We start from the raw sequence: 26,978 nt of genomic DNA on the forward strand, positions 1-26,978 counted from the left end.
TGCATGTTCTATGGCGTAGTCGCACACTACGTCGGTTCCTGTTGCTGCTATCAGTAGAGATCGCACCTCAAGCTCGAAACGAGACCTACCTGCTGAGGTGCACTTGGGACACCCGGAGCCATAGGTTCGGGACAGGACATTAGCTTCCCATTCGTGCCCGCGACTGCATCTCCAGAGACATCGGTCATTGCTTCGGATGCGCAGGCGTTCGGGGCCAGCTCCTGGTGTCGTTAGATTCTCCACAAAGGATTTGCTGATCTGCGGGTAACGCTCCTTTAGTGACTCACCTTGTTTGGGCGTTCTGCGGCGTGCGGCAATTCGACGGTCATAACATTTGCGGCATCCAGATCCGCTTCGGTTCCTGTGAGAGATAACGCGAGAGGCGACGGAAGCTATCCAGGTGTGCCCGCAAGTTGAGCACAGCCATGTGCACTTATCGGCAGAGCCTGGTCTGAGCATGGTTAGATCGTGATCGGGAGTTGTCTCATTGCTGAGGAACTCCGAGGCGACCTCGCCGAGTGCATCGTGTGCTGTAGGAGAGGTGCTCTTTGGGCTACGTCTCCAGCTTCCGCGTCTTGCTGCAAAGCAGGCGGGGCATCCCGTTTTGCCGGACACGCGATTCTGGGGAACCGCTACCCATTCATTGGTGCAGGAGTGGCAGCGCCAGCGACACTTATAGTTACTGTGCGGCTTGAGTTGTGAAGCGGTAAGCTCGTTCTCTAAATTGGCGACAAATTCTAGTGCCAGTTCAGGGTGTAGATCTGCCAGTGACGCGCCCGGACGCGCTATCCTGCGCGCGTTGACTGTCCGTAAGCGTCCGCACTTGGGGCATCCGCTGCCCGCGCCTGTGCGGCTTCGGGTGTTTGGTGTCGTGCTCCACTGGTTGTCGCATTGTCTGCAGCGCCATTGGCACATCTTGTTGGAGCTGGCGTGGATGTCGGATGCGGTGCGTCCTGGGTGGCCGTCGATTGCAGTGAGTTCTGCCGCGACGTCTGGGAAGCGGTCCTGCAGGGATGCGCCAGGCGGCGGTGTCCTCCAGGTCGCCCGCCGGCACTTGGGGCATCCGCTACCTGCGCCTGTGCGGCTTCGGGTGTTTGGTGTCGTGCTCCACTGGTTGTCGCATTGCCCGCAGCGCCATTGGCACATCTTGTTGGAGCTGGCGTGGATGTCGGATGCGGTGCGTCCTGGGTAGCCGTCGATTGCCGTGAGTTCTGCCGCGACCTCTGGGAAGCGGTCCTGCAGGGATGCGCCAGGCGGCGGTGTCTGCCAGGCTTTTTGTGACGTCACCCGTTTGCATTCTGAGCAGCCGCGACCGCCCGGTTTGGTCCGATCGACCACTCGACCGCGCCATCGATGGCCGCATCTGCCGCAGGCCCATACCACCGTCCGGCCGCTGCCGGTTGTGAGGGAATCTCGATCAACCGATGCCGGTTCAACAACGCTGATCTCTGCGAAGACATCCGGATGCGTATCGCGCAACAGGCGGCGTAAAGCCACATCTTCCCCCTGATTTAGCCCAGGGCTCATGTTACAGAGCTACCGCCTGCTGCACCGGCATTGTCCAAAGGCCGAGCCAGACGTAAGTAGCGTCCCTGCGAGCTGGCTGTGTCGGAGAAACGGGAGCCAGTGAGCAGTTACAGCCTCTCCCGATGAGGACGGCCTTGGCGACTGACGTCGTGATTCAGCACTCGGTGCCGCGCGTCACCCATCCCCAGGGTCCGGGATCGAGTCGAGCAGCGCGTAAGCATCCTCCTCAACCTCCGCCCGGCCCATACCTACGTCCATCTTGATGGCCTGCAACTCGGGCAGCTCCAGCCACTCCAACTGCTCCAGTGTGTATGGTCCATCGGTCTCACCAAACGCTGTCAGCAGCCTGGCTGAGAGCCGCCCCACCTCGACCTCGGCCCCACGCTTCTCGCACATGGCTCGCGCCATCTGCTGGATGACCGACACGTCCTCCTCGCGAACATCCCGCAGCACTGCGAGGAGGGACCGCAGATGCTCAGGCACCGTGTCGTCCGGCCGCACCCCGCACCACTGTTCGGCGACCATTTCCGCCACCCGGCGCACGGGCACCTCCAGGGCTCTGGCCAGGTACGGGTAGAGGCTCGGCTTGGGCGGGTCCTCGATCTCGTCCCACCGCACTTTGTTCCACCAGGTCACCGATCGCTTGAAGTCACAGTCGGAAGCCATCTCCTGGTACGTCTTGCCGGCCTTCGCGTTGAGCCGGGTGACCCGCTCACTGAATACGTTTCCCATGACGGGAGCATCATCTGTGAAACATAGGCTGTCAACTCTCGTTGATATCAATCCGCACTTCTGGTAGGGGCGTTGACCCTCTTGTGTGCTGCTCCGGACGCTGCTGCCCCTGGGCCGCGGCCATCGGCCGCTATTCGGCTGCCCTCACGGGGCTGTGCTGTCAGAATCCGTGGGATGAGCTGCACTCCCGAGCTGCCGTGGCCTGTACCCGACGAGCGATTCCGCCACTGGGCCAGCCAGTTCGCTGACATGCACGACCTGGTCCGTGACCTCGTTATCCCGTCGGGCCTGCCCCGGGCTGCGGAAAGCGTCCTGACCACGGCACGCGAGCTGATCCGCATGAGCTATTACCGCTACGAGTTCATGATGATCGGCGCTGCGACCTCCGTCATCGCCATCGAGACCGCGCTCACCGACCGCTACGGCAAGGGCACTCTGGCTGGCCACCTGGGGAAGGCCCGAGCTGACGGACTTCTCACCGAGGAGCAGTACGACCTCCTCGATAGCTGCGGGCGGCCGATCCGGAACAGGTACGCGCACGGGGATCTCACGCATGCCGTGCTGACCCCGCCCCTAGCCATCGGGATGGTCCGGACGTCGATCACGATCCTCGCCGAGTTGCACGCCAAGCCCCGTCCCGGAACCACGGCCGCGAGCGAATGAGCGTTTTCAGCGTGGCCGCCGATGGGGTGACGGCGGCGAGGTGTGCGCCCCCTTTGTGCGCTGGTTGCCACCTTGTGTGACTCGCCTGGGAGCAGCACGGTTTAGGCAGATGCTGCTCGTTGCTGTGCTGCAGGACCACCAGGGGAGGGCGGTACGTCGTGGGTTCAGCCCGTCAATGGGCACGTGAGACCTTCGGGGACATAGCCGGTGAACTGGCGGACATCATCCCGGCCTGCCTTCTCCGGGCTCATGATCGGGCCCGCACCGGGCACGAGGGCGTCCACACTCAGACGCTCGAAGCCTACGGACATGGCCTCTACGCGGTGCAATACGAGGAATTGGCCGCCGGCATCTCCGGGCTTGGGGAACCTGTGCGCCTGCAAGGACGCACGATGATGCTCGTCCGCGGCCACCTGATCTACCCCCTCCGCTACGCGAAGAAAGACGTACCCGTCACGGCTGCACGTCTCCGTCGGGCCACAGGGTTTCGAGCAGACCTGATCCGCCGCCACGGCCCTCCTCCCAGGCAACCGGCATTCGACCTGGACTGGGGAGAACTCGATGACTCCGAGGTACACCCAGACCTGGAGCTGCTTCCCGAAGACGTGCAGCTCGTTCTCGTCGCCTACGCCTGCTCCATGGAGGCGGGTGTCATGCGCATTGAGTGGGGTTCCGCAGAGTTGCGCCGCGAGGACCGGTACTTGATCTGGCACCGTCACGAGCCGCTGCCAACCAAAGACTGACCCGGAGCCGTTGGAGGGACACAAGCGTCAACTGCTCACAACGCTAGTTCTCCGGGTGCAGGCATAAACCCATCTAGTGTGGCAGATCAACTCCGGTTGCCCAGGCCAGAGTGGGGTGGGGGTGGTCACCCGTGGGTGCCGACCGTCAGCGTTGGTCGGCTTCGGACGGCCCAGGGACGGCCCAGCGGAGATCATTGGTCGCTTGTCCGCCACTCATCGAGCCGGACCTTGACCTGGTGGTTGTGGGCGGCGTGCCAGAGGACCTCCCCGCTCACCAAGGCCCCGAGGGCCGGGAGGTTCATCCCGCGCGGCATGGCCGTGATCTCCGCCAGCGCGATGGCGTTCGGCACGCCGTCTATACGTATGAAGACTCCGAAGGGCTGGCGACCGATGACCTCGCCGGTGATCCGGGCCTCTACTGGTAGAGCCGCGACGGTTGCCTCCCAGCTCTCCCGCACCAAGGCCGCAGCCGGCACTTCAGGGCCTGTGGGCCAGGCGTACTCATCCATCGGTAGATCATGACGTCCTGGGGCCGGTGCTTAGAAGATGCGGGCACGCCGTGGTAGGGCGGTCGGATCGTCCTGTGCCGCTACCGTGCCGGACCGCCGAGCGCTGCTGCCGTCCGCCTTCGTTGCCGTCAGCGTTGCCGTCACGGCCATCGTTGGCGACATTGTGTGAGCACCGCTTTAGGAGTTCGATCGGAGGCCAGTCCTGGTGCCGTAGGCCGTTGTCGCGACGACCGTTTCGGCGTGCGTAGGTCCACGCTTGTCCGGAGACGTTGATGTCAGGCTCAGGGGTCGTCACGACGGCTGTCGGTGCTGCCTTCCAAAAATTGCGATAGATCAGCAGGGGTCCGAGATACCCTCCCGCGATGACCTCACCTGACCAGCTCCTCGTGGCCCCCAGTTTCGCCCTGCCGGACCCGCCTGCCACTGACCGCTTCCGCCTGGAGCCCCTCGGCCCTCAACACAATGTTGCCGACCACGCCGCCTGGACCTCCAGCATCGCCCACATTCGGGCCAATCCCGACTTCGCCGGCCGCTCCTGGCCGCCGCCAGAGGGCATGACCCTGGAGGCCAACCTCGACGACCTGCGTCAGCACGCGGAGGACTTCGACCGGCGCGTCGGCTTCACCTACACCGTCCTGTCGGTCCCGGGGGATGAAGTCATCGGCTGTGTCTACGTATACGGCTCACGTCAGGAGCCTGGTGTGACGGACGTCCGTTCCTGGGTCCGGGCGGACCATGCTTCGCTCGATGCCGAGGTCTATCTCGTCGTCAGCGACTGGCTGGCCCGCGACTGGCCCTTCGAGCGCGTCGCGTACGCGCCTCGCTGAGCCACGCGATCCGTGCCGCGCGGGACTTGAACCCCGGACCTCTTCGTCCCGAAGCAACTTGGGTGCGCCCTAGACCTCGGGGCCGTGCGGCTCTCACCTGCTGCGATGGCCCGCAGGTGTGCGCGGTTGTCCGCCGCTGTCCGTCGGCGTTGTCACGCAGTTAGACACTCACACGGCAAGCTGGCGGGAGCTTCAGTCGCCTGCGAACCACAAGTAGCTGCCTGGGGTAGCCGCGCACTGCTCCAGCATCACTGCGAGATCGTCCAGCGCAGCGAGCTGACGCTCATCAGCGCAACTCCTCCTCAAGCCGCGGATCTCCTGGAGGGCGGTCGCGGCCTCTTGTTCGTTCATCAACGTGTCCCCGTACGGATCGACGGCGGTGAACCTTCCGGGCACTCCAAGGAGTTGGAGCGAGCCGAGTGCATCGGCCAGTGCGTCGCCATGCCCGTGGGAGCTCCGCAGGAGCGTTGCGCGGGACTTGCGCCAGCTGTTGCGTGCCGGCCGTGCCGAGTGCAGCTCCAGATCAATCCCCATGCTTCATGATGACGCGCTGCGCTGCTGCACAGCCACAACTGACCAACGGCGGCCGTGACCTGCTGCCGTCTAATCGATCAACGTCCTGACCTGCTGCTGAGCTGTCGGCAGTTGTCGACGTTGGTCATCGTTGAGCGCCCTTCCACGGCCCGAGGACGGCCCGGGAGGGCGCTCGTGCGTGAGTACCTCAAAGGAGTTCGATCGGAGGGCGCGCGCGATGACAGTTGGACTTGCGGGATGGGAGGCTTTCATTTCCAGTTGTCGCGTCGCTACGAAGAGAACCAGGCGCCGAATAGAGAGCCACGATAGGTACCGGCGAACCTCTCGTACATATCGAGAGCTTGGTCCTCTGTGAGCGTGCAGATGTAGTCGCATACTGCACGGGAACGCTTTGTTTCCTCACTCTCTCGAGTTGCGGCGCGATCTTCTGTGATTCCTTTAACAATGGATTGAAGGGGGGCGGGCGTCCGGAAACTGGGGCTTCGTGGCACTCGCACGTCTTCCTCATTCCCGGGGCGTACCGGACGCCTTTCCCCGCCGCTAAGCCAGTTTTGTACCATCCAATACAAATCCGCGATCATTCTCCTTTGCCCCTCTTGCAGTACTGCAAGCGAAGGACTCTCGATCACATAGAACCAAGTTAGCTCTTTAAGGACCTCGACCTCGTATTGGACATCTGAATCTATAGAGATCTGGGGGGAGTCAGTCCAAATGCTAACTGCATCCACGCAACGCTTTATCACGTCGGAGATGAAGTGGTGTATCTCGTATCGATCGCTCCGTGATCCAGTGAATGGACCTCCTGGGTAATGAGCTATCCTCTTGAAAGCTTCTGAGAACTCGTAAGTGCTAAATTCAGGGTAGCCGCTAAGCCGCCTACCCGCGTGCGCCATGATGGCGCCCTCATCTCGCGTCAGGCTGTCCAGCGGAATCATTCCTGAGCGGAAGTAATCATCTAGATCATGAGTGGCAAACGCGATATCATCCGCCCAGTCCATGACTATGGCATTCGCGCTCCTTATTTCTCCTTGGCTGCCGCGCCGCGCGAAATCGAGATCCGCCTTCTCCGTCTCGAAGGCACCCCACTTTCTGCCTACACTTCGATCCGTCCAGGGTGCCCCTGCGCCTGCGGGATCTACGGGGCGCAGTCGAGGATATTTTAGAACGCCGTTGAGCGTAGCGCGAGTTAGGTCCAACCCTCGGCTATGGGGAGGCTGCCGTCGAACAGATAGTTTGGTCAGAATGCGAAATGTTTGCGCATTGCCCTCAAATCCTCCATGGTCCTTCAGGAGTTCATTGAGCACTTCCTCTGCGGTATGCCCGAAAGGAGGGTGGCCAAGGTCGTGAGCAAGCCCGGCAGCCTCCACTATGTCGGCATCAAGCCCGACCGCCTCGGCGAGTTCCCTTTGGCGGGGAGGACGGGCGAGTCGGTTGGCTATCCTCTTGCCTATCTGGGCGACTTTCAAGCTGTGAGTCAGCCGGTTGTGAAGTAGTCTCCTCTCGTTCACTGCTGACGTTTGCGTGACTCCCGCGAGTCTGCGAAATGCCGATGAGTAGAGAATCCGATCCCTGTCCTTTTCAAAGGGTCTCCGGCCGAATTCATCTTGCACACCTTGGACTCCCTCATAGGCTCTGTCGGTGGGGTTTGGCAGTTCGTGCTCGTCGTAAAAATTGGGCATCTCTTCTACTGCTTTCGAGGCATGTGACTCTTCGTCTACAGGGGCAACTTACGATGAGCGCATATAACATCGGCCAGGCGTAGAAGCCCAATAGAGGCCGGTCTAAGTGTGCGCTTTGGTGAACGCGCCGTACGCTTCCACCTTACGCCGACCGAGGTAGCCTCGCGAGTGGGAGTTTCTTGCTTAGCTCGCGGATTCGAAGGTCGGTGGAGTGGCTTTGGGCTGGAGTTTCAATGGCCGAGTCAAGGCCGTAGGGCGCCCTCCGCCCCGTGCGGGTAGCACTTCGTCTTGAGATCGTTGTGCCTCAGCCGACGAAAGCCAGCCACGATGGCGGGCACGCCGACGGATCAGGCGCGCGTGTGCCTCGCTGGACCCCCACTGGCCTCAACCATGCTGCCGGTTCTTTGCCGTCGGGCTGAGTCAGGCTCTCTGTGTGGTGGGTGGGCTGGAAGTGAAGGCTCGGTCGTCGCGTAGGAGAGCCCACAGCACACTGGTGCGGCGGCGTGCGAGGGCGATGACGGCTTGGACGTGTTTGCAGCCTTCGCCGCGTTTCTTGAGGTAGTACTCCCGGTTCGGGCCGTCGCGGACGATGCTGGTCTGCGCGGAGAGGTAGAAGACTCTGCGCAGGCGGCGGCTGTAGCGCTTGGGCCGGTGCAGGTTGCCGGTGCGGCGGCCGGAATCGCGTGGGACAGGGACCAGGCCTGCGGCTGACGCCAGATGGCCGGCGTCGGCGTAGGCGGTCATGTCGCCCGCGGCGACGACGAACTCGGCTCCGAGAACGGGGCCCATGCCGGGCAGAGACTCGATGATCTCGGCCTGTGGATGGGTGCGGAAGGTGTCGCGGATCTGCCGGTCGATGCGCTTGATCCGGTCGTCCAGGGCCAGAATCTGCATCGCCAGGTCGGCGATGATCTGTGCGGCGGTGTCCTCGCCGGGCAGCGAGGTCTGCTGGGCCTGGGCGGCTGTCACGGCCGCGACGGCCACGTTGTCCGCGTCGCGGACACCCCGATTGGCCAGCCAGGCCGTCAGGCGAGTCAAGCCGCGTCGGCGGAGGGCGGCCGGGGTCTGGTAGCCGGTCAGCAACACCAGCGCGCCCTTGCGGGCCGAGTAGTCGAAGGCGCGCTCCAGAGCGGGGAACATGCCGGTGAGCACGTCGCGGAGCCGGTTGACCGTTCGCACCCGGTCGGTGATCAGGTCGGTGCGGTGGGCGGTCAGGAGCGCGAGGTCAGCGGCGAGCTGCGCGGGCACGTCGAGGGGTGCGAAGTCCCGGCGGTGGCGGGCGGTTTCGGCGATGACGTAGGCGTCGCGGGCATCTGTCTTGGCTTCGCCCCGGTAGGCGCCGGCCATGCGGTTGACGGTGCGGCCGGGGACGTAGACGGCCTTTTGGCCGTGGGCGGCCAGCAGCGCCAGCAAGAGGGCGGAGGACCTGCTGGAGATGTCCACCGCCCAGTGCACCTCGTCGGCCAGGTCCAAAATCTCGCCGAGCGCGGTCAGGATCGCCGTCTCGTCATTTTCGATCTTCTTCGACCACAGGGTCGCGCCGGTCTCGTCGACCACTGCGGCCCAGTGATGGCCCTTGCCCGCGTCGATACCGACCCATATACGGGCCCGCTGTTTGCTCACGCGTCCCTCCCGCAGCCGAGTTCCGTCCGTCGGCCCGTAGGACACCCCGTCGTCAGCTCCGTAAACAGCGACGCGTTCCGCGTATTTCAATCAGCGACCAGGGCGCCCCGGAGGGCCGGACGGCCACTCCAGCCGAGCCACGGTCGGCAAGCTGCTTTGAAGCCACATCCAGCCCTCCCGGGCCACCGAACAACTTACGGAGCTGCTTTGGGGCGAGTGATCATGGCCCCGTAAGCTTCCGGCGCGTCGGGCAGTCTGTGGACCTGCCCGTTAAAGCACGACGTTGGGGCCATGATCTTCGAGGCTCGCCCCAAAGTGGCTGCCTAAAGCCGTGGAGCCGACCGCCCCAGCCACAGAGAGTTTCTCCCACCTCATGCCCGCAGCCGCCGAGCGCGCCGCCGGGCGCGGCCAGCCGGGGCGAAGACAGGAGGCAGGCCGCGCCGCAGAGGCGGCGCGCGCCCGCGCCTGCGCGGGCCTTGATGAAGTAGAGAAGGTTTTATCCCGCTGGGATTAGGCGCTTGCCGTCGTGGCTCCGTACGTGGGGGCCGTTGCAGTCCAAGGCGTCCAGGAGCCTGACTGCGAAGACCTCGGACATGCGCTCGCTGACCTCGTCGGGTGTCAGCCAGGAGACAGCAGTGGACTCGCTGGAGGTGCGTTCCGTGCCGCCGGACGGCTTGCAGCGGAAGACCAGGGCCACGATGCCGCGAGTCAGGTTCTTGTAGACGCCGGTCAGTTCGTCTACCTCGACGTGGATACCCGTCTCCTCCAGGACCTCGCGGGCCACGCCGGCCTCGGGGGTCTCGTTGAGTTCAAGGATGCCGCCGGGGAGTTGCCAGGTGCCGTTGTCGGCTCGGCGGATCGCCAGGAGGCGGCCGTCCTCGCGCACCACTACTCCGGCCACGGATACGGAGTGCAGGGGGGACGGTGTCGCTTCCTGTGGTTGACTCATGTAGAGGAGCATAGGAGGCAGGGAAGGACTATGGGAACTGCTGCTGGAGGGGTCGGTTCCGGGCCTCGGTACGTACAGATCGCGGAAGAGATCGTGCAGCAGATCCGGGCGGGGGTTCTCAAGCCTGGCGACATGGTGCCGAGTGAGTCTGAGCTGGTGGACCGCTACGGCGTGTCCGGCGGGACGATCCGTAAGGCCATGGTCGAGGTGCGGGCGAGTGGGCTGGTCGAGACCCGGCACGGCAAGGGCTCGATCGTGAAGAACCGGCCGCCGGTGCGGCACCGCTCCTCCGATCGCTTCCGACGCTCGCTCCGGCAGGGAGGGCAGGCGGCCTACCTCGCGGAGTCCGCCCAGTCCGGCGCCACCGCCAAGGTCAGCGTCCTCTACATCGGGCCTATGGAAGCGCCCGAGGATGCCGCCGAACGTCTGGGTGTCCCCGCCGGCTCGCAGGTTCTGGCCCGTCGTCGCCTCTACTTCCGCAACGGCACCCCGGTCGAGACCGCCTCCTCCTACCTCCCCTGGGAGGTCGTGAAGGAGATCCCGGAGCTGTTCGCCGAGAACCCCGGTGGCGGTGGCATCTACGCCCGACTCGAAGAGCACGGGCATGAGTTCGCGGAGTTCGTCGAGACGCTGCAAGCGCGGCCGGCCTCCAAGGCGGAGGCCTCGGAGCTGGCGCTGAGCCCGGGTGCGCCGGTGGTTCACCTGGTCCGTGAGGCCCGTACGACCGCGGGGCTCGTGGTCGAGGTCTGCGACACGCTCATGGCCGCTGACCAGTTCGTTTTCGAGTATCGGATTCCCGCCGCCGACTGACGCCCGCTCAACTTCCCGCAACCCGTCACGAGTTCTTCTTCGTGGCGGGTTGACTCATGTATAGGAGTGATGCACTCTTCTTCATGTCACTCATGTACATGAGTGACGAAGTCCAGCATCTATAGAGGAGTGATCTCTGTGCGTCAGATCCCCGTCGACACCGCCGGTGCGGTCGTGATGGTTGCCAAGTCCCCGCAGGTCAAGGTCCGTGACCGTCGGACCGGTGAGGTCGCGACCGACATGGAGACCGGGGCGAAGCTGATGACGGTCGACGTGATGTTCGCGGCCAACGAGGAGGTGGAGATCCTGTCCGTCACCGTCCCGGAGCCCGGGATCACCGGCGAGCTGTCCATGGGCACGCCGGTCGCGCTCACCGGCCTGATCGCCCGGCCCTGGGAGAACGACTTCAACGGCCAGAAGCGGCACGGCATCGCGTTCCGCGCGGTCGCGGTCACCTCGCTCGCCGACGCCGCCGCAGGGTCCAAGGCGGCCTGATCATGACCGCCTTCACGGTCACCCTGGTGCTGGTCGCCGCCGCCGTAGGACTCCTGCGGTGGCGGCGCCCCGCCTGGTACTGGTTGACCTTCGGGGTCACGCTGGCCGTGGTGCGGGTCCTGGCCCGGTACGGCTCGGTCATGGACGCGTGTGGGCTGACCGTTCCGCCTGCGCGGTGGCGGCTCGCCCTGGCCCGTGCCACCAACCGGCCGTTACCGGAGTCCCGTTCCCCGCGCATCCTGCGGCTGCGTCCGACTCGTACCGGCCTGGTCCTGCGGCTCAAGCTCCGGCCCGGGCAGGACGCCTTCGACCTCGCTGCCGCCTCGGACCGGCTCCGGCACTCGTTCTCGATGTACGGCGTGACCTCGCGTGAGCTGTGCTCTGGCGTCGTAGAGGTGCGGATGACCGGCTACGACGTGCTCAAGCGGGTGCAGATGCCGGCCGAGACCGAGACCCGGCCGATGCGTGTGCCGGCCGCTCTGCGGCAGGACGGCTCAGTGCACTACCGCGACTACCGGGCGATACCCCACGCCCTCACCCTCGGGGCCACGGAGTCCGGCAAGTCCGTCTACCAGCGCAACCTGGTCGCCGGACTCGCTCCGATGGACGTCGCCCTCGTCGGCATCGACTGCAAGCAAGGGGTCGAGCTGTTCCCGCTGGCCCGCCGGTTCTCCGCGCTGGCCGACGATCCCGACGCCGCCGCCGAAGTGCTCGATGCGCTCGTGGTTCGGATGGAGCGCACCTATCAGCTCATTCGGGCCCAGCAGCGGATCGCCGCTGACGTGCCCGATGCGGAGATCGCCGCCGACATCTGGAACCTGCCGACCGATCTGCGTCCTGTCCCGGTCGTGGTCCTGGTCGACGAGGTTGCCGAACTCGCCCTGTACGCCAATAAGGAGGAGGAGAAGCGCCGGGACCGCATCATCACTGCCCTGGTCCGCCTCGCTCAGCTCGGCCGCGCGGCCGGCATCTACCTCGAAATCTGTGGACAGCGCTTCGGCTCCGAACTCGGCAAGGGCATCACCATGCTCCGCGCCCAGCTCACCGGCCGTACCGCCCACCGCGTCAACGACGAGACCTCCGCCACCATGGCCTTTGGTGACATCGCTCCGGACGCCGTCCTCGCCGCCATCCAAATCCCGGCCGAGCAGCGCGGGCTCGCCATCGCGGGCGACTCCTCCGGAGGGTGGCACCGCATTCGGGCTCCGCATACGTCGCTCCGGCAGGCCGTGAACATCTGCAACCGGCACGCCGACCGGACTCCGGACCTGCCCGAGCTGGCTCCGTACCGGCCCGCCCTCTCTGGCCCCGCCGACGCTCTTGTGCAGCCGACTGAGCCTTCCCCGGTCACCGCCTGACCTCTCGCACCCCCACCGGTCGGCGTGACCGCCTTCGCGCCAAGTCCCTACCCCTGCCATGCCTGAAAAGGGAGAACCCGCCATGTGCCCCAGCTGCGAGGACTTCGCCCGGACCGTGCTCCTGCTCGGCCAACTCACCCTCTACGCGGACATGGCTGGCGCCGACCTCGACTTCGTGGAAGCCGTCAGCCCGTCCCTCGCCGTCTCGCTGCCCGAGCCGCCGCCCGGGATGTTTCCGGACGGCTACGACTCCGACGGTGGTCCCGCCTCCGCGGGTGACTGCTGATGGGTGCCCGCCACGGTCTCCGTGTCGACGCGGTCCTGGTCCAGGCCGTGATCGCCGGTGCGCTGTCCTTCGCTCACCTGCACGACTTGGCCGCTGCTGCCGGGCAGGACGGCTGGAAGGCGTGGGCCTACCCGGTCAGTGTCGACCTGCTTCTCGTGGCTGCCTGGCGGCGCTTGCGCAGTGAGGGGCCGTCCCGGCTGGCCTGGTGCTGGTTCCTCGTCGCTTTGTTCGCCTCTCTCGGCGCCAACGTGGCCACCGCCGGGTTCCTCGACCTGAACGACCCGCCCGCCCTCCTCCGCCTCGGCATCGCCGGTTGGCCTGCGGTCGCCTTCCTCGGCGGCACGCTCCTTGCTCACTCGGCGGCTGTGGAGTCGGAGCCGTTTCCGCCGGCCCCTGTCGCGGACACGTCGGGCGCTGAGCCCCCGGCCGAGCAGCCACTACCGGACGCCCGACGCCCTTCGGTCACGGAAGCCATGCCCGAGCCTGATGCGGCCCCAGCCCTCGCCACGGCACCCGTCCCTCCGGCTCCGGATCCCGCCGCGGACCCGGCCCCTCAAGTGCCCGCTGTCCTGGTCGACCACGCTCGCAAGGTCGCTGACGAGTACCGCGCCCGTACCGGCGCCCCGATCGACACCGACACCCTGCGCTCCCGCCTTGGCGTCCCGTCCCACCTCGCCGACGCCATCGCGGCCCGTCTCGCCTGACCGCCGCCGGTGTCCGCTCCGGCTCTCCCGCCCCAACCACGGCCCGAAAGGGGACCCACTGACATGCCCGCCCGCGACCAGTTCCACTCCGTGATGCGCATCGGCCCGGTGCAGATCGGCACCCACCGCGACCGCAGCGGCCAGACCAAGCATGCCGCCGTGTGCACCTCCGACAACTGCGGCTGGTCCTCCGACTACTCCAGTCAGTCCGCCGCCCAGCTCGCGGCCCGCACTCACCGCTGCCGCGTCCGCTAGGAGGCCACCGTCATGCAGGTCCCGCTCTGGCTCGCACTGCTCGTCGTCGGCTACCTCGGCGTCAAGCTCATCCGGCCGCCCGCCTGGCTCATCGCCGTAATCCTGCTCGGCGGGTTCCTCCTCGCCGACAGCGTCCTCGCCCCGGCCATCAACGCCCTCGTCAAGTAGCCCGCCCGCGAGAGGAGCCCTCGATGTTCCGCCCGAAGATCCCCACCATGCCCACGCCGACGGGCATGGGCACCATGCCCGCTGTCGTCGAGCCGACCACCGTCATCCCGAACGTAGAGACCCCGCCGGCCGCCCCGACGACTCCGACGCCGTCCCGGCCCACGGTCCAGCTCACCCCCGGCACCGCGCTCGCCCTCGTCGGCGGCGGTACGACCGTCGTCCTGGTCCTCGGCGCCGTCCTGGTCTCGCTGCTCCTGGCGGTCGCCATCACCGGCGCCTCCGTCGCCGTCTGCGCGGTCGTCCTGCGCTCCCTGCTCGCCTCCGAAGCCAAGCGACGCTGACCGGCCCCCGGGCGGCCTCGATACCGCCAAGCATCCGCCGCCCGGGCGCCGTCCCTGTCCGATCCGATGAACCGGAAGGAACACCCAGCATGGCCCACCGCGCCTCACCCGCGACACCGAGTGCGCCCACGCCAGACACATTGCTCGACTCGGTCACCCTCGGAGACGTGCTCCGGGTGGCCTCGGCCTCCGACTATGCCCGCTGGAAAGACCAGGTCCGCCGCACCGGCGGCTGCTCCGACCCCATCCACCTCACCGGCTGGGTCCTCCAGAAGGACAAGACCACCGGCGAGACCCTGCACCACTACTCCACCGCGAACGAGCCGGGCGGACGCCTCCGTCTCGCCTGCGGCAACCGCCGCGCATCCCGTTGCCCGGCCTGCGCCTGGACGTACGCGGGGGACACCTACCACCTCATCCGCGCCGGACTCGCCGGAGACGACCGACGCGACATCCCCGCCACCGTCCGCGACCACCCGCGCGTCTTCGCCACCCTCACGGCTCCGTCGTTCGGCCCGGTCCACAACCGCCCCGATCACGGCACCTGCCGCTGCGGCACCTCACACGCGTCCGACGCCCCAGAGCTGGGCACTGCCCTCGACCCGGAGACGTACGACTACGCGGGCGCCGTGCTGTTCAACAACCATGCCGGACAGCTCTGGCAGCGCTTCACCACCCGACTCCGCCGCGAACTCGCAGCCCGCGCCGGCCTGCCCCGCCGGGAACTCGCCGACCACCTTCGGGTCTCGTACGGCAAGGTCGCCGAGTTCCAGAAGCGCGGCGCCCTGCACTTCCACGCCGTCGTACGCCTCGACGGCCCGGAGGGGCCCGGGACGCCACCGCCCGCTTGGGCCACGGTCGACCTCCTCACGGACGCGCTCCTCGCCGCCGCCGCGCATTCGTACACGTCGGTCTCGGTCCCGGCTGCCGGTGACCAGCCCACCCGGACGTTCCGATGGGGCCAGCAACTCGACGTGCGCCCGGTAAAGGCCTTCGGTGACGGCTCCGACATCACGGAACAGACCGTCGCCTCGTACGTGGCCAAGTACGCCACCAAAGCCGCCGAGAACACCGGAACCCTGGACCGCCGCATCGGCGAACTCTCCGAACTCGACCGCCACCAGGTTCCCGACCACACCCGGCGGCTCATCACCGCGTGCCGTGACCTGGACAGCCTCTACCCGGACCGGCGCCTGTGGGCCTGGGCACACATGCTCGGCTTCCGCGGGCACTTCTCGTCCAAGTCGCGCACCTACTCCACCACCCTCGGCGCACTCCGCCAGGAACGCGCCGACTACCGCTCCGCCCAAGAACGAGACGCCCTTGGCCTCGACGACCGCGAGCCGGACACCGTTCTGGTGCTGACGGACTGGCAGTACGCCGGCCACGGCCACTCGCCGGGTGAAGCCGCCCTCGCCGCGACCATCGCCCGCGACCTCAAGACCAACCGCGAGACCGCCCGCGATGCCCTCCTGACCGAAGGGAGTACGGAATGACCACGGCCATCCGGTCACGCACCATGCTCACCCTCGCGGAGGTCTGCGAGGAGCTGAGCATCTCGCGCTCGACCTTTTACGACTGGCGAGCGAAGCGTCGCGCACCGCGCTGTATCAAGCTCCCGAACGGCGACCTCAGAATCCGGCGGAGCGACCTCGACCACTGGCTCGACGACCGGGAGGACGCCGCCTGATGGAGACGACCTACGACGTCAAGGTCTACAAGATCCTCACCTATAAGGGAGCCCGGAAGACCACATACACCGTGCGCTGGGTGGTCGCGGGGAAGCGCTGGCGTGAGCCCTTCGGCACCGTCGCCCTCGCCGAGGGCTTCCGCTCCGAACTCATCCGGGCAACTGGCAAGGGCGAGGCGTTCGTCATTGACACCGGGCTCCCGGTGTCCCACCGCTCCAAGTCGGCTGCCATGAGCTGGTACAAGTTCGCCGTCGAGTACGTGGACGCCCGCTGGGCACAACTCGGCGGCAACAGCCGCAAGAACATGGCCAAGACCCTGACGGCGACCACCATCGCGCTACTGAGGGCCAAGCCCACTCAGTTCGCGCCTGCGGCCGTGCGCACCGCTCTTCGTGAGTGGGCGTTCAACACGAACCGACGCCCCGACGCACCCCGAGACGTGGCGGCCATCCTCCGATGGGTTGAGCGGAACTCCCTGCCTGTCTCGGCCTGGGAGGACCCGGAGAAGGTCGACCAGGTCCTGCGCGCCATCGACACGCGGCTCGACGGCAAGCAGGCGGCGGCCTGGTCCCGCAAGCGCAACCGCCGGATCCTCAACGTCGCCATGAAGTACGCCGTCCGGCGGCGCATCCTGCGGACCAACCCCTTGCCCAAGGGGAAGGAGTCGACAGCCGCCGTGAAGACCACGAACGCCGTGGACAAGCGGTCTCTGCTGAACCCGGAGCAGGCAGCGGCCATCCTCGACTGGATACGGCGCCGGCCGCGCGGTGGCGAGCGACTTCACGCCTTCTTCGCCACGCTGTACTACTGCGGCCCACGGCCCGAGGAAGCCGTAGCCATGCGCGTGGAGGACGTGACCCTGCCCGAGCCCGACGCTGACGACCAGTGGTGCGAGCTGTTGATCCACACCGCGACCCCCGAGGTCGGAAAGCAGTGGACGGACACGGGGGAGATCCACGAACAACGCGACCTGAAAGGCCGTGCGGAGGGGGAGACCCGCACTGTCCCCGGACATCCCGCCTTGACGCGCATCTTGCGGCAGCACATCGAGGGCGAACAGCTCAAGCCGGGTGACCTGCTGTTCCAAGGCGAGTCGGGCGGCATCCTCGCCGGTTCCGTCATACGTCGGGCATGGCGCAGCGCGCGTAAGGCCGTACTGCCCCCGCACGTCTTCGAGTCACCCACCGGACGGCGCGTCTACGACAACCGGAACACGCGCCTGACGAAGTGGCTGAACGACGGGATCCCACCCGCCCAGGTGGCCGAATGGGCCGGAAACAGCGTTGCCGTGCTCCTGGCGACCTACGCCCGCTGCGTTGAGGGCCAGCTGCCCGACCTGAAGAGGCGGCTCGAAGCTGCCGGAGATCTTCCTGAGCGGCCGTCCGCCGACTGACCTCGCGGCCCGCAGAAACTTCGACACGTATTCGACACGGCCACCCGCAAAAACCCGGTAACAGCCGGACAGCCCCGGAGCCCGCCCTTGATCATCAAGAGGGCGTCCGGGGCTTCGGCGGATCGGCCGACACCCACCCTGACCAGCAAAAAGCCCTCCCCAAGGGGAGGGCGGAGACTTGCGCCCCCGGCAGGACTCGAACCTGCGGCCAAGCGCTTAGAAGGCGCCTGCTCTATCCACTGAGCTACGGGGGCCGGTGTGGTGGCCTCTGTCGTGGTGCCCTGGTGTGGGCCGATCCGTGACGTTGCCGGGGACAAGGATAGGGCTCCCGCGTCCTTGTCCCTGTTGCTTCGCCTCCGTGGCTCGATGTGGAGGTTCGGTGAAGCGGTCCTGATAATCGCAGGCAGGTACGAATCGTGCACCGCTTTTGGCGTCAGAGGCATCGGGTGTTGTGCACTCGTTATGCCTGGAGTGAGCCCATGTCCCAGTAGTCCCTTCCATCCCTTGTGTCCCGTCGGCGCGCAGACATGCTCATATGCTTCAGAATTCCCCTAAAATTGGGCATTCTTCACATGTGGTGACCTTGGACGTACGGCCCCAGCTGCTCGACGCACTCTCCGCCCTGCGCGACCGTGTCGCCGCCGCACGCTTCCCGCTGCCCCTGGCGGGGGCCCCACGCGCGCGTGCCAGCCGCGACGAACTGCTCGCCCAGCTCGACGACTACTTGGTGCCCCGGCTGAGAGACCCCGAAGCGCCACTTCTGGCCGTCGTGGGGGGCTCCACCGGAGCCGGGAAGTCCACGCTGGTGAACTCCCTCGTGGGGCGGCGGGTGAGCGAGGCCGGGGTACTGCGGCCGACGACACGGACCCCCGTGCTGGTCTGCCATCCGGAGGACCATCACTGGTTCAGCGGCATGCGGGTGCTGCCCGATCTCACACGCGTGTGGGTGCCGCAGCAGGACGCCACGGAGGATCTGCTGCTCCCGGGTGAGAACCCCGCGCGCGTGCTGCGGGTCGAGACCGCCGAAACGCTGCCGCCCGGCCTCGCCCTCCTCGACGCCCCCGACATCGATTCCCTGGTCTCCGACAACCGCGTCCTGGCCGCCGAGCTCATCTGCGCGGCCGACATCTGGATCATGGTCACCACGGCCGCCCGCTACGCCGACGCCGTGCCCTGGCACATGCTGCGCACCGCCAAGGAGTACGACGTCACCCTCGTCACCGTTCTGGACAGGGTGCCCCACCAGGTGGTCGCCGAGGTGTCGCGGCAGTACGGGGCCCTGCTCACCAAGGCCGGACTCGGGCAGGTGCCCCGGTTCACCGTGCCCGAACTGCCGGAGTCGGCCTGGGGCGGCGGGCTGCTGCCGGCCAGCGCCGTGGCCCAGCTGCGCACCTGGCTGGTCCACCAGGCCCAGGACCCGGCGGCCAGGCAGCAGGTCATGGCCCGCACCGCGCGCGGGGTCCTCGACTCCCTCAAGTCCCGGATGCCCGAGCTGGCCGGCGCCGCCGCCGCACAGTACGCCGCCGCACTGCGGCTCACCGCCACCGTCGAGGGGGCGTACGACAGCGAGCACACGCGCGTGCGGGGCCGGTTGCAGGCCGGGGCGGTGCTCGCGGGAGACGCACTCAAGCGGTGGCGCGCCTTCCCCCTGGACTGCACCGCCGGTGAACTCCTCGACGCGCTCGTGGAGAGCCTGAGCGCGCTCCTGCTGTGCGCCGTCACCGCCGCCGACGAGCGTATCGACGACGCCTGGCGGCGCGAACCCGCGGCGGCCGCACCCGGGCTCGCCGACCGCGAACCCGCCGCGGAGAGCGCCGAGCACCGGATCGGTCTCGCCGTACGGCGGTGGCGGCGGGAGCTCGAGGAGTACGCCGAGGACGAGGTGCGCGAGCTCGACCGGAACCTCTCGCCCGACCCCGAGCTGGTCGCCGCCCTGGTCGCCACCTCCCTGCTGGGCGGCCGCCGGGGCCGGATGGCGGGGGAGGGGCTCGCCGAGCGGATCGGCGCCCACGGCGCGCTGCGACTGCGCGACCGGGCCGGACGGCTGCTCGCCGAGCACGTCGACCGGGTGCTGCACGTCGAACGCGAGCGCCGGCTCGCCCCGCTCGACGCCCTCGACGTCCACGCCGAGCCCCAGGCCGAACTCATCGCCGCTCTGTCCGTACTTCAGAAGGAGAGGTGACCGGTGACCGCCGTCACTGGCCAGGACCACACCGAGCGCGCCGGCCAGCCGGGCGACGCGCACAAGGCGGCAGCCGCCGCGAACCCGTCGGCGAAGGCCCCGCGGAACGCCTCCGAGGCCGAGAGCACGGACGGCACCCACGCGCGCGTGCCGGACGGAGACTCCTCCGCCCCTACGGACTCCCCGGGCTCCACAAGCTCCCAGGGCTCCGCACTCTCCCAGGGCACCTGGGACGACGGGCTCATCGCACGGCGGGTCGACGAGACCACCGGAGGAAACCAGTACGCCGTGCTGGACAGCCGCCCCGCCGCCCCGCCGACGGTGTCCCCGCTGGTGTACGACGGGCCGCTGCGCTCCCGGCTGGAGGCCCTGCGCGAACTGGTGGGGCTCTCCCGCACCCGGCTCGACAGCCGGACGCTGGCGGAGGCGGGCCGGGTGCTCGACGAGGCGTCCGCGCGGCGCAGGCTCTCCGGGCAGCACACCGTCGTCGCCATCGCGGGCGCCACGGGCAGCGGCAAGTCACAGCTGTTCAACGCGCTCGCCGGGGTGGCCATCTCGGAGACGGGGGTACGCCGCCCCACCACCGCCGCTCCCATCGCGTGCAGTTGGAGCGACGGGGCCGCCAGCCTCATCGAACGGCTAGGCATCCCGCCCCGGCTGCGCCGGCGTCCGCTGCCGACCGGGGACGGAGACTCCCAGCTGCACGGACTCGTCCTCGTCGACCTGCCCGACCACGACTCCGCGGCCGTACAGCACCGCGAGCACGTGGACCGCATCCTGGCGCTCGTCGACGCGGTCATCTGGGTCGTCGACCCGGAGAAGTACGCCGACGCCGTCCTCCACGAGCGCTATCTGCGGCCGATGGCGGCCCACGCGGAGGTCATGTTCGTCGTCCTCAACCAGATCGACCGGCTGCCCGGGGAAGCCGCCGAGCAGGTCCTCGACGATCTGCGACGGCTCCTCGACGAGGACGGCATCGCCCTCGGCGAGTACGGCGAACCGGGTACGACCGTGCTCGCGCTGTCCGCGCTCACCGGGGACGGCGTCGGCGAACTGCGCGAGGTGCTCGGCCAGTTCGTCGCGGAGCGCGCGGCGCCGGCCCGCCGTATCTCGGCCGACGTGGACATCGCGGCGGCGCGGCTGTGGCCCGTCTACGCCACGCAGCGGCGGACCGGACTCAGCGAACAGGCCCGGGAGGAGTTCGCGGACCGGCTCGCGGACGCCGTGGGCGCCACGGCGGCGGGCGAGGCCGCCGAGCGCGCGTGGCTGCGCAACGCCAACCGTGCCTGCGGCACGCCCTGGCTGCGGTTGTGGCGCTGGTACCAGGACCGCGGCGAACCGACCACGGGGCGGCTCCCCTCGCGCACACAGGCCGACGAGGAGGCCACCGCCCGGCAGCGGGTCGAGCAGGCCGTACGGACGGTGGCCGACCGGGCCTCGGCGGGCTTGCCGGCGCCCTGGGCGCAGGCGGTGCGTGAGGCCGCCGTCCGCGGCTCCAAGGGGCTGCCCGAGGCGCTGGACGAGCTGAGCGTGCGCGCCGGAGTGCCGACGGGGCGGCCGCCGCGGCCGGGGTGGTGGCCGGTAGCCGTGCTGTGCCAGGCGGCCATGACGATCCTGCAGTTCCTGGGCGGGCTGTGGTTGCTGGGACAGATCGTCGGCGTCATGTCGCCGAACCTGGGCGTGCCGGTGCTGCTGATGGTGATCGGCATCGTCGGCGGGCCGCTCATCGAGTGGAGCTGCCGGATGGCGGCGCGGGGACCGGCCCGGCGTTACGGGCTGGAGGCGGAACGCCGGTTGCGAGAGGCGGCGGCCGGGTGCGGGAGGGCCCGCGTGCTGGATCCGGTGGCGGCGGAGCTGCTGCGGTACCGGGAGGTTCGGGAGCAGTACGGGAGGGTGGTGGGGGCGGGGAGGTGACGCTTGGGCAGGGACGGTGATTCCGGGGGCGTGGCGGTTGTGACGGGCCGCGGACGTCCCTCGGCGTCACCCGTCCGGGTGGCGGCGTTGTCCACAGGCGGGCGGTGATCCACAGCGCTCAGCGGGCTCGGCCCGGCGGCGGCAGTCTGGCAGACACAGCCGTACGGGACGGGCCCGTACGCATGTCGGCCCGGTGTCGCAGTCCGGGCGAGGGAGGGGTTCGCGATGAACGAGACGATGGTCTGCGCGGTCGGCAGGGTGGCGACACAGCCGGTGTACCGGGAGATGGCGTCCGGCCCGTCGGCGAGGTTCCGGCTGGCGGTGACCGCGCGCTACTGGGACCGCGAGAAGAACATGTGGACGGACGGGCACACCAACTTCTTCACGGTGTGGGCCAACCGCCAGCTCGCCACCAACACGGCGGCGTCACTGACGGTCGGCGAGCCCGTGATCGTCCAGGGCAGGCTGAAGGTACGGACCGACGTGCGCGAGGGGCAGAGCTGGACCTCGGCGGACATCGACGCGGTAGCGATCGGGCACGACCTGGCCTGGGGCACCTCGGCGTTCCGCCGCGGAGGCAAACCTGAGGCGGCGCCGGCACCGGCACAGCCGGAACCCAACTGGGAGACACCGCAGGAGGGTTCGTCGGTGCCGACGGGCGCTCCCGCTCAACAGCCTCCGGAACCAGTCGCATTGACGTGACGTCAATCACCCGCCCGCCTGGCCCGAAGTGCGGCTTATCGGCGAGTGCGCACCGAAAAATCGGGGGTGGACTTGTCGATAAGCCCTGCTCACAAGGGGTCTTGGCGATAACGATTCCGAGTCGGATCACTCCTCCGACCGTCTCACCGGCGAGCGGCGTCCGCCGCGTACCTAGGATGCCGGGCATGGCTCTCGGGGCTCTTGCGGCCTGTGAGGCTTGTGATTCTGCAGGTGGGACCGTACCCCCCCACGTCGACGGGTCCTGCTCGAAGGGGAATTTGGTGTTTGCTTCGTTCTCTGCGGTGTTCGTACGCAGGCGAGGGGCTGCCCGCCTCGGTGCCGCGACGCTCGTGTCCGGGCTCGTCGCCGCGGGCGTGCTGGCCGGTGCCGGCCAGGCGACCGCCGAGGAGACGACGCGGAGTCAGGGCGGAGCGACCGCGACGACAGCCGGGCTCAAGACGTACGGCACCGCGGTGATACACGGCGCCACCGGGGAACAGCAGGTGTCGGCGGGCCTGTTCGAGATGTCCGTCGAGGGCGGCGGCATGCTCCAGACGTACTGCGTCGACCTGCACAATCCGACGCAGCGGGACGCCAAGTACCACGAGACGCCCTGGAGCGGCACGTCTCTGGGCGCCAACAAGGACGCCGGCCGGATCCGCTGGATCCTTCAGAACTCCTACCCGCAGGTGAACGACCTCGCGGCGCTGGCACGGAAGGCGGGCGTCCGCGGCGCGCTGACCGAGCAGGACGCGGCGGCCGGCACACAGGTGGCGATCTGGCGTTACTCGGACGACGTGGCCGTCGACGCCCTCGACCCGCAGGCCGAGCAGCTCGCGGACTACCTGGAGAAGAACGCGCGGAGCCGGCCCGAGCCCCGGGCCTCGCTCACTCTCGATCCGCCGGCGGTCTCCGGCCGGCCGGGGGAGCGGCTGGGCCCGGTGACGGTGCACACGAACGCCGGCAGCGTGACGGTGAGCCCACCCGCGGACGCCGCCACGAGCGGGGTCCGGATCGTCGACAAGCAGGGCAAGGCCGTGACGTCCACGTCGGACGGCGGGCAGGTGTTCTTCGAGGTGCCCGAGGACGCGGCGGCCGGCATGGCGGAGCTGACCGTGCAGGCCTCGACGACCGTGCCGGTCGGCCGTGCCTTCGCCTCCGAGAGCCGGAGCCAGACGCAGATCCTGGCCGGTTCCAGCGAGTCGACGGTGTCGGCGACGGCGGGGGCGACCTGGGCGAAGAAGGGCGCGATCCCGGCACTGTCGGCGGCGAAGAACTGCGCCGAGGGCGGCGTGGACATCATCGCGTCCAACAAGGGCGACGAGCCGTTCACGTTCGAACTGCAGGGCTTGGAGCACACCATCGCCGCGGGCGAGTCCCGGACGGTGACGGTTCCGCTCCAGGAGGACCAGGCGTACGACTTCACGATCCACGGCCCGGGCGGCTTCACCCAGCGATTCAGCGGCATGCTGGACTGCCGGACCCAGGGCAGCGAGACGGGCACGGCCACGCAGACCCTCAGCGAACCGAGCCCGGCCTCGGTGGGCGGCACGGCGACGGACACCAACCTCGCCGAAACCGGCAGCTCGGGCGTCACCCCCCTCATCGCCGGCATCGCCATCACCCTGGTCCTGATCGGCGGAACGACCCTGATCGTGCTCCGCGGCAGGGAGACACCGACGGGGGACTGACGGTCATGCTCCGCGGAAGGCCACTGCCAGGGCAGGCCCTCGCTACGCTCACCCCATGAAGATCACGGTACGGGCGGCGGTCCAGGCGGATCTGGCGGTGCTGCTCGGCCTCTACGGCGAACTGAACCCGGACGACGCGCCGTTGCCCCGGGCGTCCGCGGAAGCCGTCTGGGCGGCGATATCCGGGCAGCAGGGGCGGACCGTCCTGGTCGCCGAGGCCGACGGTGTCGTGGCCGGGACGGCGGACTGCATCGTGATGCCGAACCTCACCCGCGGCGGTCGGGCCATCCTGTTCGTGGAGAACGTGGTGGTGGCCGGCTGCTTCCAGCGGCGGGGCGTCGGGCGTCGGCTGATGGACGCGGCCGTGCGGCTGGGCGAGTCGGCCGGCTGCTACAAGGTGCAGTTGCTGGCGGCGGACGACGAGTACGTCCACAGTTTCTACGAAGCGTGCGGCTTCAAGGCGTTGGCGCAAGGGTTTCGCCGCTACGTTGAGTAGCCACGCGCATTCCCGACGGGAACCGAACCGATCCCCCCGACGTGTATCCGGGCAAGGGGTGGTGCCTCGCGCTGCGATCAGATCAAGATCGTGGCAAGGGCGGTGCGGATGTCAGTGCCGGAAGGGATACTTGCGGCGACGGATGACCACGGGGGAGGTCACAGTGACACACCTGCCGACGAGCAGCACACCACCAACAGGCCCGGGCCTGCCCACCCTCCCGGCGGTACCGGCCCAACCAGCACAGGCGCCACCGAGGCCACCGGCCCAAGCCCCTCACGGCCCTGCGGAACCCCAGCCCCGCCGTACCGCCTTCGCCGAGGGACTGGACCAACTCCGCGCCGCCGCCACCACAGAGCCCGGCCGCCTCCGTATCATCGGCGCCCTTCTCGCACTCCTCGTCGTCGCCTTCGGCGCCGTCACCGCCTGGCAGATGACCGACCGCGCGGCCGCTGCCGACGACGTCCTCACCAGCAGTCAGCCCCTCAGCTCGGACGCGGCCGACATCTACCGCTCCCTCGCGGACGCCAACACCGCTGCCTCCAGCGGCTTCCTCGCCGGCGGTCAGGAGTCGGCCGCCTCCCGCGACCGCTACGAGAAGGACATCCGCACGGCCGCGGAGAAACTCGTCAACGCCGCCGCCAACTCGGACCCGGACTCCCCGTCCGCGGCGACCATCGCCAAGCTCAACAGACTCCTCCCGGAGTACAAGGGCCTGGTCGAGCGCGCCCGCACGTACAACCGCCAGGGCTTCCCGGTCGGCGGCGCCTACCTCCGCTACGCCAACGAGAAGATGCAGGAGCAGATGCTCCCGGCAGCGGAGGAGCTGTACAAGAAGGAGAACCAGCGCCTGCGCGCGGACTACGCGGACGCCACGCCCTATCCCTGGGCCGCCATCGCCCTGGGCGTCCTCGCCCTGACCGTCCTCGCCTGGGCCCAGCACCGCAACTACCAGCGCACGAACCGCGTTCTGAACCACGGCCTGGTCGCCGCCACGGCCACCGCGACCGTGGTCCTCCTGTGGCTGGTCGTCGGCCACAGCGTCGCCCGCGCGGGGCTGAACGACTCCTACGACCACGGCGTCCGCTCCCTGAACGTGTTGCACGACGCCCGTATCGCCTCCCTCAAGGCACGGGGCAACGAGAACCTGACCCTGGTGGCCCGCGGCGCCGAGACGAAGAAGGTCGGCCAAGAGACCTTCGACGCCTACGACTACGACTTCCGCACGGACATGAGCGCCCTGGGCAAACACCTGGCGGCCGCGGAGAAGCTCGCCGACGACGCATCGGGCGAAACCCCCGTCACCGCCGCCGTGGGCAACATGACGGAGTGGAAGAAGCGCCACACCGCGGCCCGCGAGCAGGACGAGAACGGCAACTACCAGCAGGCGCTGGACAAGGTCATCGGCACCGGGACGACGACCGGCGAGTGCTTCGACAGCGTCGACGCGAACCTGCGCACGGCACTCGCGCACGAGGAAACCGAGTTCAAGCGCGCGGCCGATGACGGCCGGGACGCCCTGACGGGCCTGTCGGCGGGCGCGGCCGTCCTCGCGGTGCTGGGCGCGGCGGGCGCGGTGCTCGGCATCGGCCGCAGGCTGTCGGAGTACCGATGAACGGGACACGGGTGAAAGGGGGCGCGACCATGCGAGCACGACGTCTGCGGGCCAGTCTGAAGGGCTGGGGCGGGGTGGCCGCGATGGCGGTCGTCTGTGCCCTGGTGGCCGTCTTCGCACTGTGCGTCCCGCTGTCCGGGCCGAGGACCGTGGACGGCCAGGCCGTCGCCCAGTCGGCCCGGGTCAAGGCCGAGAAGGCAGCAGAGGACTGCGAGGCCCCCGAGAAGCAGACCCTGTCGCCCTCCTCCGCCGACGGCGACACCATCCAGGCGATCAAGAACCGCCAGGGCGGGAAGCGCAAGCTGATCGTCGGTGTCGACCAGAACAGCTACCGCTGGGGCTACCGCGACCCCAACAGCGGCAAGCGCGGGGAGCTGGAGGGCTTCGACATCGACCTGGTCCACCGCATCGCCGAGGACATACTCGGTGACCGGAACGCGGTCCAGTTCAAGGCGATCCCCACCAACGAGCGCATTCCGGCGATCCGGGACGGCCGCGTGGACATGGTCGTCCGCACGATGACGATCAACTGTGAGCGCATCGAGGACGTCGCCTTCTCCGCGCCGTACTTCAAGACGGGACAGCAGGTCCTGGCCCCCAAGTCCTCGCCCGTCAAGGGCTACGACGACACGCTCGCCGGCAAGCGGGTCTGCACGGCCACGGGCTCCACGGCGTACTCCACGCTGGAGGCGGACAAGAAGAGCGGCAAACTCCCCGCCACCACCGACATCTCCAAGACCGTCCCGAACCAACTCGACTGCCTGGTCAGGCTCCAGCTCGGCGAGGCCGACGCGGTGGTCACCGACGGCGCGCTCGCCGCGAGCCAGGCGGCACAGGATCCGACGGTCGAGCTCAAGGGCGATGCCTTCACTGCCGAGTACTACGGCGTGGCGATGAAGGAGGACGCCGACGATCTGGTACGCCGGGTCAACCAGATCCTGGTGGACTACCGCAAGGACACCGCCACCGGCTGGCAGGCGTCGTACGGCAAATGGCTGTCGGCGACACTGGGCAAGAATCCGGAGAAGTCGGAACCACCGGCACCGCAGTACCTGCGCACGACCTGACAACCGCACCGACCCCCCAACCGG

General features: G+C 68.2%; 27 protein-coding genes and 1 tRNA gene. 21 read left to right on the plus strand and 7 right to left on the minus strand.

Annotated features, from left to right (window positions below; genetic code table 11):
- Positions 1 to 1,701: 1,701 nt before the first annotated feature.
- A complete protein-coding gene (locus MQE23_RS28900; protein WP_243380667.1) occupies positions 1,702 to 2,259 on the minus strand; it encodes a hypothetical protein in 558 nt (185 codons plus the stop codon).
- A gap of 174 nt (positions 2,260 to 2,433) precedes the next feature.
- Here MQE23_RS28900 and MQE23_RS28905 point away from each other — a divergent pair, with 174 nt between their 5' ends.
- On the plus strand, positions 2,434 to 2,922 hold the full coding sequence (locus MQE23_RS28905) for a hypothetical protein (protein ID WP_243380668.1): 489 nt from the start codon (positions 2,434 to 2,436) through the stop codon (positions 2,920 to 2,922).
- Positions 2,923 to 3,080: 158 nt separating this feature from the next.
- Positions 3,081 to 3,665 carry a hypothetical protein gene (locus MQE23_RS28910; RefSeq protein WP_243380669.1) on the plus strand — a complete coding sequence of 195 codons (585 nt, stop codon included), beginning with the start codon at positions 3,081 to 3,083 and terminating at the stop codon, positions 3,663 to 3,665.
- A 191-nt stretch (positions 3,666 to 3,856) separates the two neighbouring features.
- On the opposite strand, the gene MQE23_RS28915 is transcribed toward MQE23_RS28910, so the two are convergent.
- On the minus strand, positions 3,857 to 4,174 hold the full coding sequence (locus MQE23_RS28915) for a hypothetical protein (protein WP_243380670.1): 318 nt from the start codon (positions 4,172 to 4,174) through the stop codon (positions 3,857 to 3,859).
- A gap of 362 nt (positions 4,175 to 4,536) precedes the next feature.
- On the opposite strand from MQE23_RS28915, the gene MQE23_RS28920 reads away from it, so the two are divergent.
- Positions 4,537 to 5,001, plus strand: a complete 465-nt coding sequence (locus tag MQE23_RS28920) for an N-acetyltransferase (protein ID WP_243380671.1) — start codon at positions 4,537 to 4,539, stop codon at positions 4,999 to 5,001.
- Positions 5,002 to 5,193: 192 nt separating this feature from the next.
- Here the strand turns inward: MQE23_RS28920 and MQE23_RS28925 are convergent, their stop codons facing one another.
- The 4 genes from MQE23_RS28925 to MQE23_RS28940 form a co-directional block, all read right to left on the minus strand.
- On the minus strand, positions 5,194 to 5,535 hold the full coding sequence (locus tag MQE23_RS28925; RefSeq protein ID WP_243380672.1) for a hypothetical protein: 342 nt from the start codon (positions 5,533 to 5,535) through the stop codon (positions 5,194 to 5,196).
- A 269-nt stretch (positions 5,536 to 5,804) separates the two neighbouring features.
- On the minus strand, positions 5,805 to 7,214 hold the full coding sequence (dgt, locus tag MQE23_RS28930; protein ID WP_243380673.1) for a dGTP triphosphohydrolase: 1,410 nt from the start codon (positions 7,212 to 7,214) through the stop codon (positions 5,805 to 5,807).
- A 420-nt stretch (positions 7,215 to 7,634) separates the two neighbouring features.
- A complete protein-coding gene (locus MQE23_RS28935; RefSeq protein ID WP_243380674.1) occupies positions 7,635 to 8,837 on the minus strand; it encodes an IS110 family transposase in 1,203 nt (400 codons plus the stop codon).
- Between the two features lie 496 nt (positions 8,838 to 9,333).
- Positions 9,334 to 9,798, minus strand: a complete 465-nt coding sequence (locus tag MQE23_RS28940) for an NUDIX domain-containing protein (protein WP_243380675.1) — start codon at positions 9,796 to 9,798, stop codon at positions 9,334 to 9,336.
- Positions 9,799 to 9,816: 18 nt separating this feature from the next.
- Between MQE23_RS28940 and MQE23_RS28945 the strand changes: the two genes are divergently transcribed.
- The 11 genes from MQE23_RS28945 (at position 9,817) to MQE23_RS28995 (ending at position 17,287) form a co-directional block, all read left to right on the plus strand.
- The gene (locus tag MQE23_RS28945; protein ID WP_243380676.1) at positions 9,817 to 10,596 is read left to right on the plus strand and encodes a GntR family transcriptional regulator; all 780 of its coding nucleotides are present in this window, start codon (positions 9,817 to 9,819) and stop codon (positions 10,594 to 10,596) included.
- A gap of 138 nt (positions 10,597 to 10,734) precedes the next feature.
- A complete protein-coding gene (locus tag MQE23_RS28950; RefSeq protein ID WP_215121316.1) occupies positions 10,735 to 11,091 on the plus strand; it encodes a hypothetical protein in 357 nt (118 codons plus the stop codon).
- 2 nt (positions 11,092 to 11,093) lie between these two features.
- Positions 11,094 to 12,449 carry an FtsK/SpoIIIE domain-containing protein gene (locus MQE23_RS28955; protein WP_243380677.1) on the plus strand — a complete coding sequence of 452 codons (1,356 nt, stop codon included), beginning with the start codon at positions 11,094 to 11,096 and terminating at the stop codon, positions 12,447 to 12,449.
- Positions 12,450 to 12,531: 82 nt separating this feature from the next.
- A complete protein-coding gene (locus MQE23_RS28960; protein ID WP_243380678.1) occupies positions 12,532 to 12,735 on the plus strand; it encodes a hypothetical protein in 204 nt (67 codons plus the stop codon).
- Entirely contained in the window at positions 12,735 to 13,439 is a 705-nt protein-coding gene (locus MQE23_RS28965) for a DUF2637 domain-containing protein (protein ID WP_243380679.1), read from the plus strand. The genes MQE23_RS28960 and MQE23_RS28965 overlap by 1 nt, the downstream gene beginning before the upstream one ends.
- Positions 13,440 to 13,502: 63 nt before the next feature.
- A complete protein-coding gene (locus tag MQE23_RS28970; RefSeq protein WP_243380680.1) occupies positions 13,503 to 13,694 on the plus strand; it encodes a mobile element transfer protein in 192 nt (63 codons plus the stop codon).
- Between the two features lie 12 nt (positions 13,695 to 13,706).
- The gene (locus MQE23_RS28975) at positions 13,707 to 13,862 is read left to right on the plus strand and encodes a hypothetical protein (protein WP_243380681.1); all 156 of its coding nucleotides are present in this window, start codon (positions 13,707 to 13,709) and stop codon (positions 13,860 to 13,862) included.
- Positions 13,863 to 13,885: 23 nt separating this feature from the next.
- The gene (locus tag MQE23_RS28980) at positions 13,886 to 14,203 is read left to right on the plus strand and encodes a SpdD-like protein (RefSeq protein WP_243380682.1); all 318 of its coding nucleotides are present in this window, start codon (positions 13,886 to 13,888) and stop codon (positions 14,201 to 14,203) included.
- 89 nt (positions 14,204 to 14,292) lie between these two features.
- On the plus strand, positions 14,293 to 15,699 hold the full coding sequence (gene repSA / locus MQE23_RS28985) for a replication initiator protein RepSA (protein ID WP_243380684.1): 1,407 nt from the start codon (positions 14,293 to 14,295) through the stop codon (positions 15,697 to 15,699).
- A complete protein-coding gene (locus tag MQE23_RS28990; RefSeq protein WP_243380685.1) occupies positions 15,696 to 15,893 on the plus strand; it encodes a helix-turn-helix domain-containing protein in 198 nt (65 codons plus the stop codon). Before repSA ends, MQE23_RS28990 begins: the two co-directional genes overlap by 4 nt.
- Positions 15,893 to 17,287 (plus strand): site-specific integrase, encoded by a 1,395-nt coding sequence (locus MQE23_RS28995; protein WP_243380686.1) that lies wholly within the window; start codon positions 15,893 to 15,895, stop codon positions 17,285 to 17,287. Before MQE23_RS28990 ends, MQE23_RS28995 begins: the two co-directional genes overlap by 1 nt.
- A 181-nt stretch (positions 17,288 to 17,468) precedes the next feature.
- On the opposite strand, the gene MQE23_RS29000 is transcribed toward MQE23_RS28995, so the two are convergent.
- Positions 17,469 to 17,541 (minus strand) — tRNA-Arg (locus MQE23_RS29000).
- A gap of 320 nt (positions 17,542 to 17,861) precedes the next feature.
- On the opposite strand from MQE23_RS29000, the gene MQE23_RS29005 reads away from it, so the two are divergent.
- The 7 genes from MQE23_RS29005 to MQE23_RS29035 all read left to right on the plus strand — a co-directional run bounded on the left by MQE23_RS29005 (position 17,862) and on the right by MQE23_RS29035 (position 26,954).
- Positions 17,862 to 19,469: a dynamin family protein gene (locus MQE23_RS29005; RefSeq protein WP_243380688.1), complete on the plus strand. Its 1,608-nt coding sequence runs from the start codon at positions 17,862 to 17,864 to the stop codon at positions 19,467 to 19,469.
- Between the two features lie 3 nt (positions 19,470 to 19,472).
- Positions 19,473 to 21,383: a YfjP family GTPase gene (locus tag MQE23_RS29010; protein ID WP_243380689.1), complete on the plus strand. Its 1,911-nt coding sequence runs from the start codon at positions 19,473 to 19,475 to the stop codon at positions 21,381 to 21,383.
- A 225-nt stretch (positions 21,384 to 21,608) separates the two neighbouring features.
- Positions 21,609 to 22,085 (plus strand): single-stranded DNA-binding protein, encoded by a 477-nt coding sequence (locus MQE23_RS29015; protein ID WP_020274458.1) that lies wholly within the window; start codon positions 21,609 to 21,611, stop codon positions 22,083 to 22,085.
- Between the two features lie 281 nt (positions 22,086 to 22,366).
- Complete coding sequence (locus MQE23_RS29020) at positions 22,367 to 23,776, plus strand: Cys-Gln thioester bond-forming surface protein (RefSeq protein WP_243380690.1); 1,410 nt, start codon at positions 22,367 to 22,369, stop codon at positions 23,774 to 23,776.
- Between the two features lie 55 nt (positions 23,777 to 23,831).
- The gene (locus MQE23_RS29025) at positions 23,832 to 24,272 is read left to right on the plus strand and encodes a GNAT family N-acetyltransferase (protein WP_020274456.1); all 441 of its coding nucleotides are present in this window, start codon (positions 23,832 to 23,834) and stop codon (positions 24,270 to 24,272) included.
- 163 nt (positions 24,273 to 24,435) lie between these two features.
- Positions 24,436 to 25,887 (plus strand): hypothetical protein, encoded by a 1,452-nt coding sequence (locus tag MQE23_RS29030; RefSeq protein ID WP_243380691.1) that lies wholly within the window; start codon positions 24,436 to 24,438, stop codon positions 25,885 to 25,887.
- Positions 25,888 to 25,916: 29 nt separating this feature from the next.
- Entirely contained in the window at positions 25,917 to 26,954 is a 1,038-nt protein-coding gene (locus tag MQE23_RS29035) for a glutamate ABC transporter substrate-binding protein (protein ID WP_020274454.1), read from the plus strand.
- Positions 26,955 to 26,978 lie beyond the last annotated feature (24 nt).

It is taken from the genome of Streptomyces sp. HP-A2021 (assembly GCF_022807935.1).
Classification (GTDB): domain Bacteria; phylum Actinomycetota; class Actinomycetes; order Streptomycetales; family Streptomycetaceae; genus Streptomyces; species Streptomyces afghaniensis.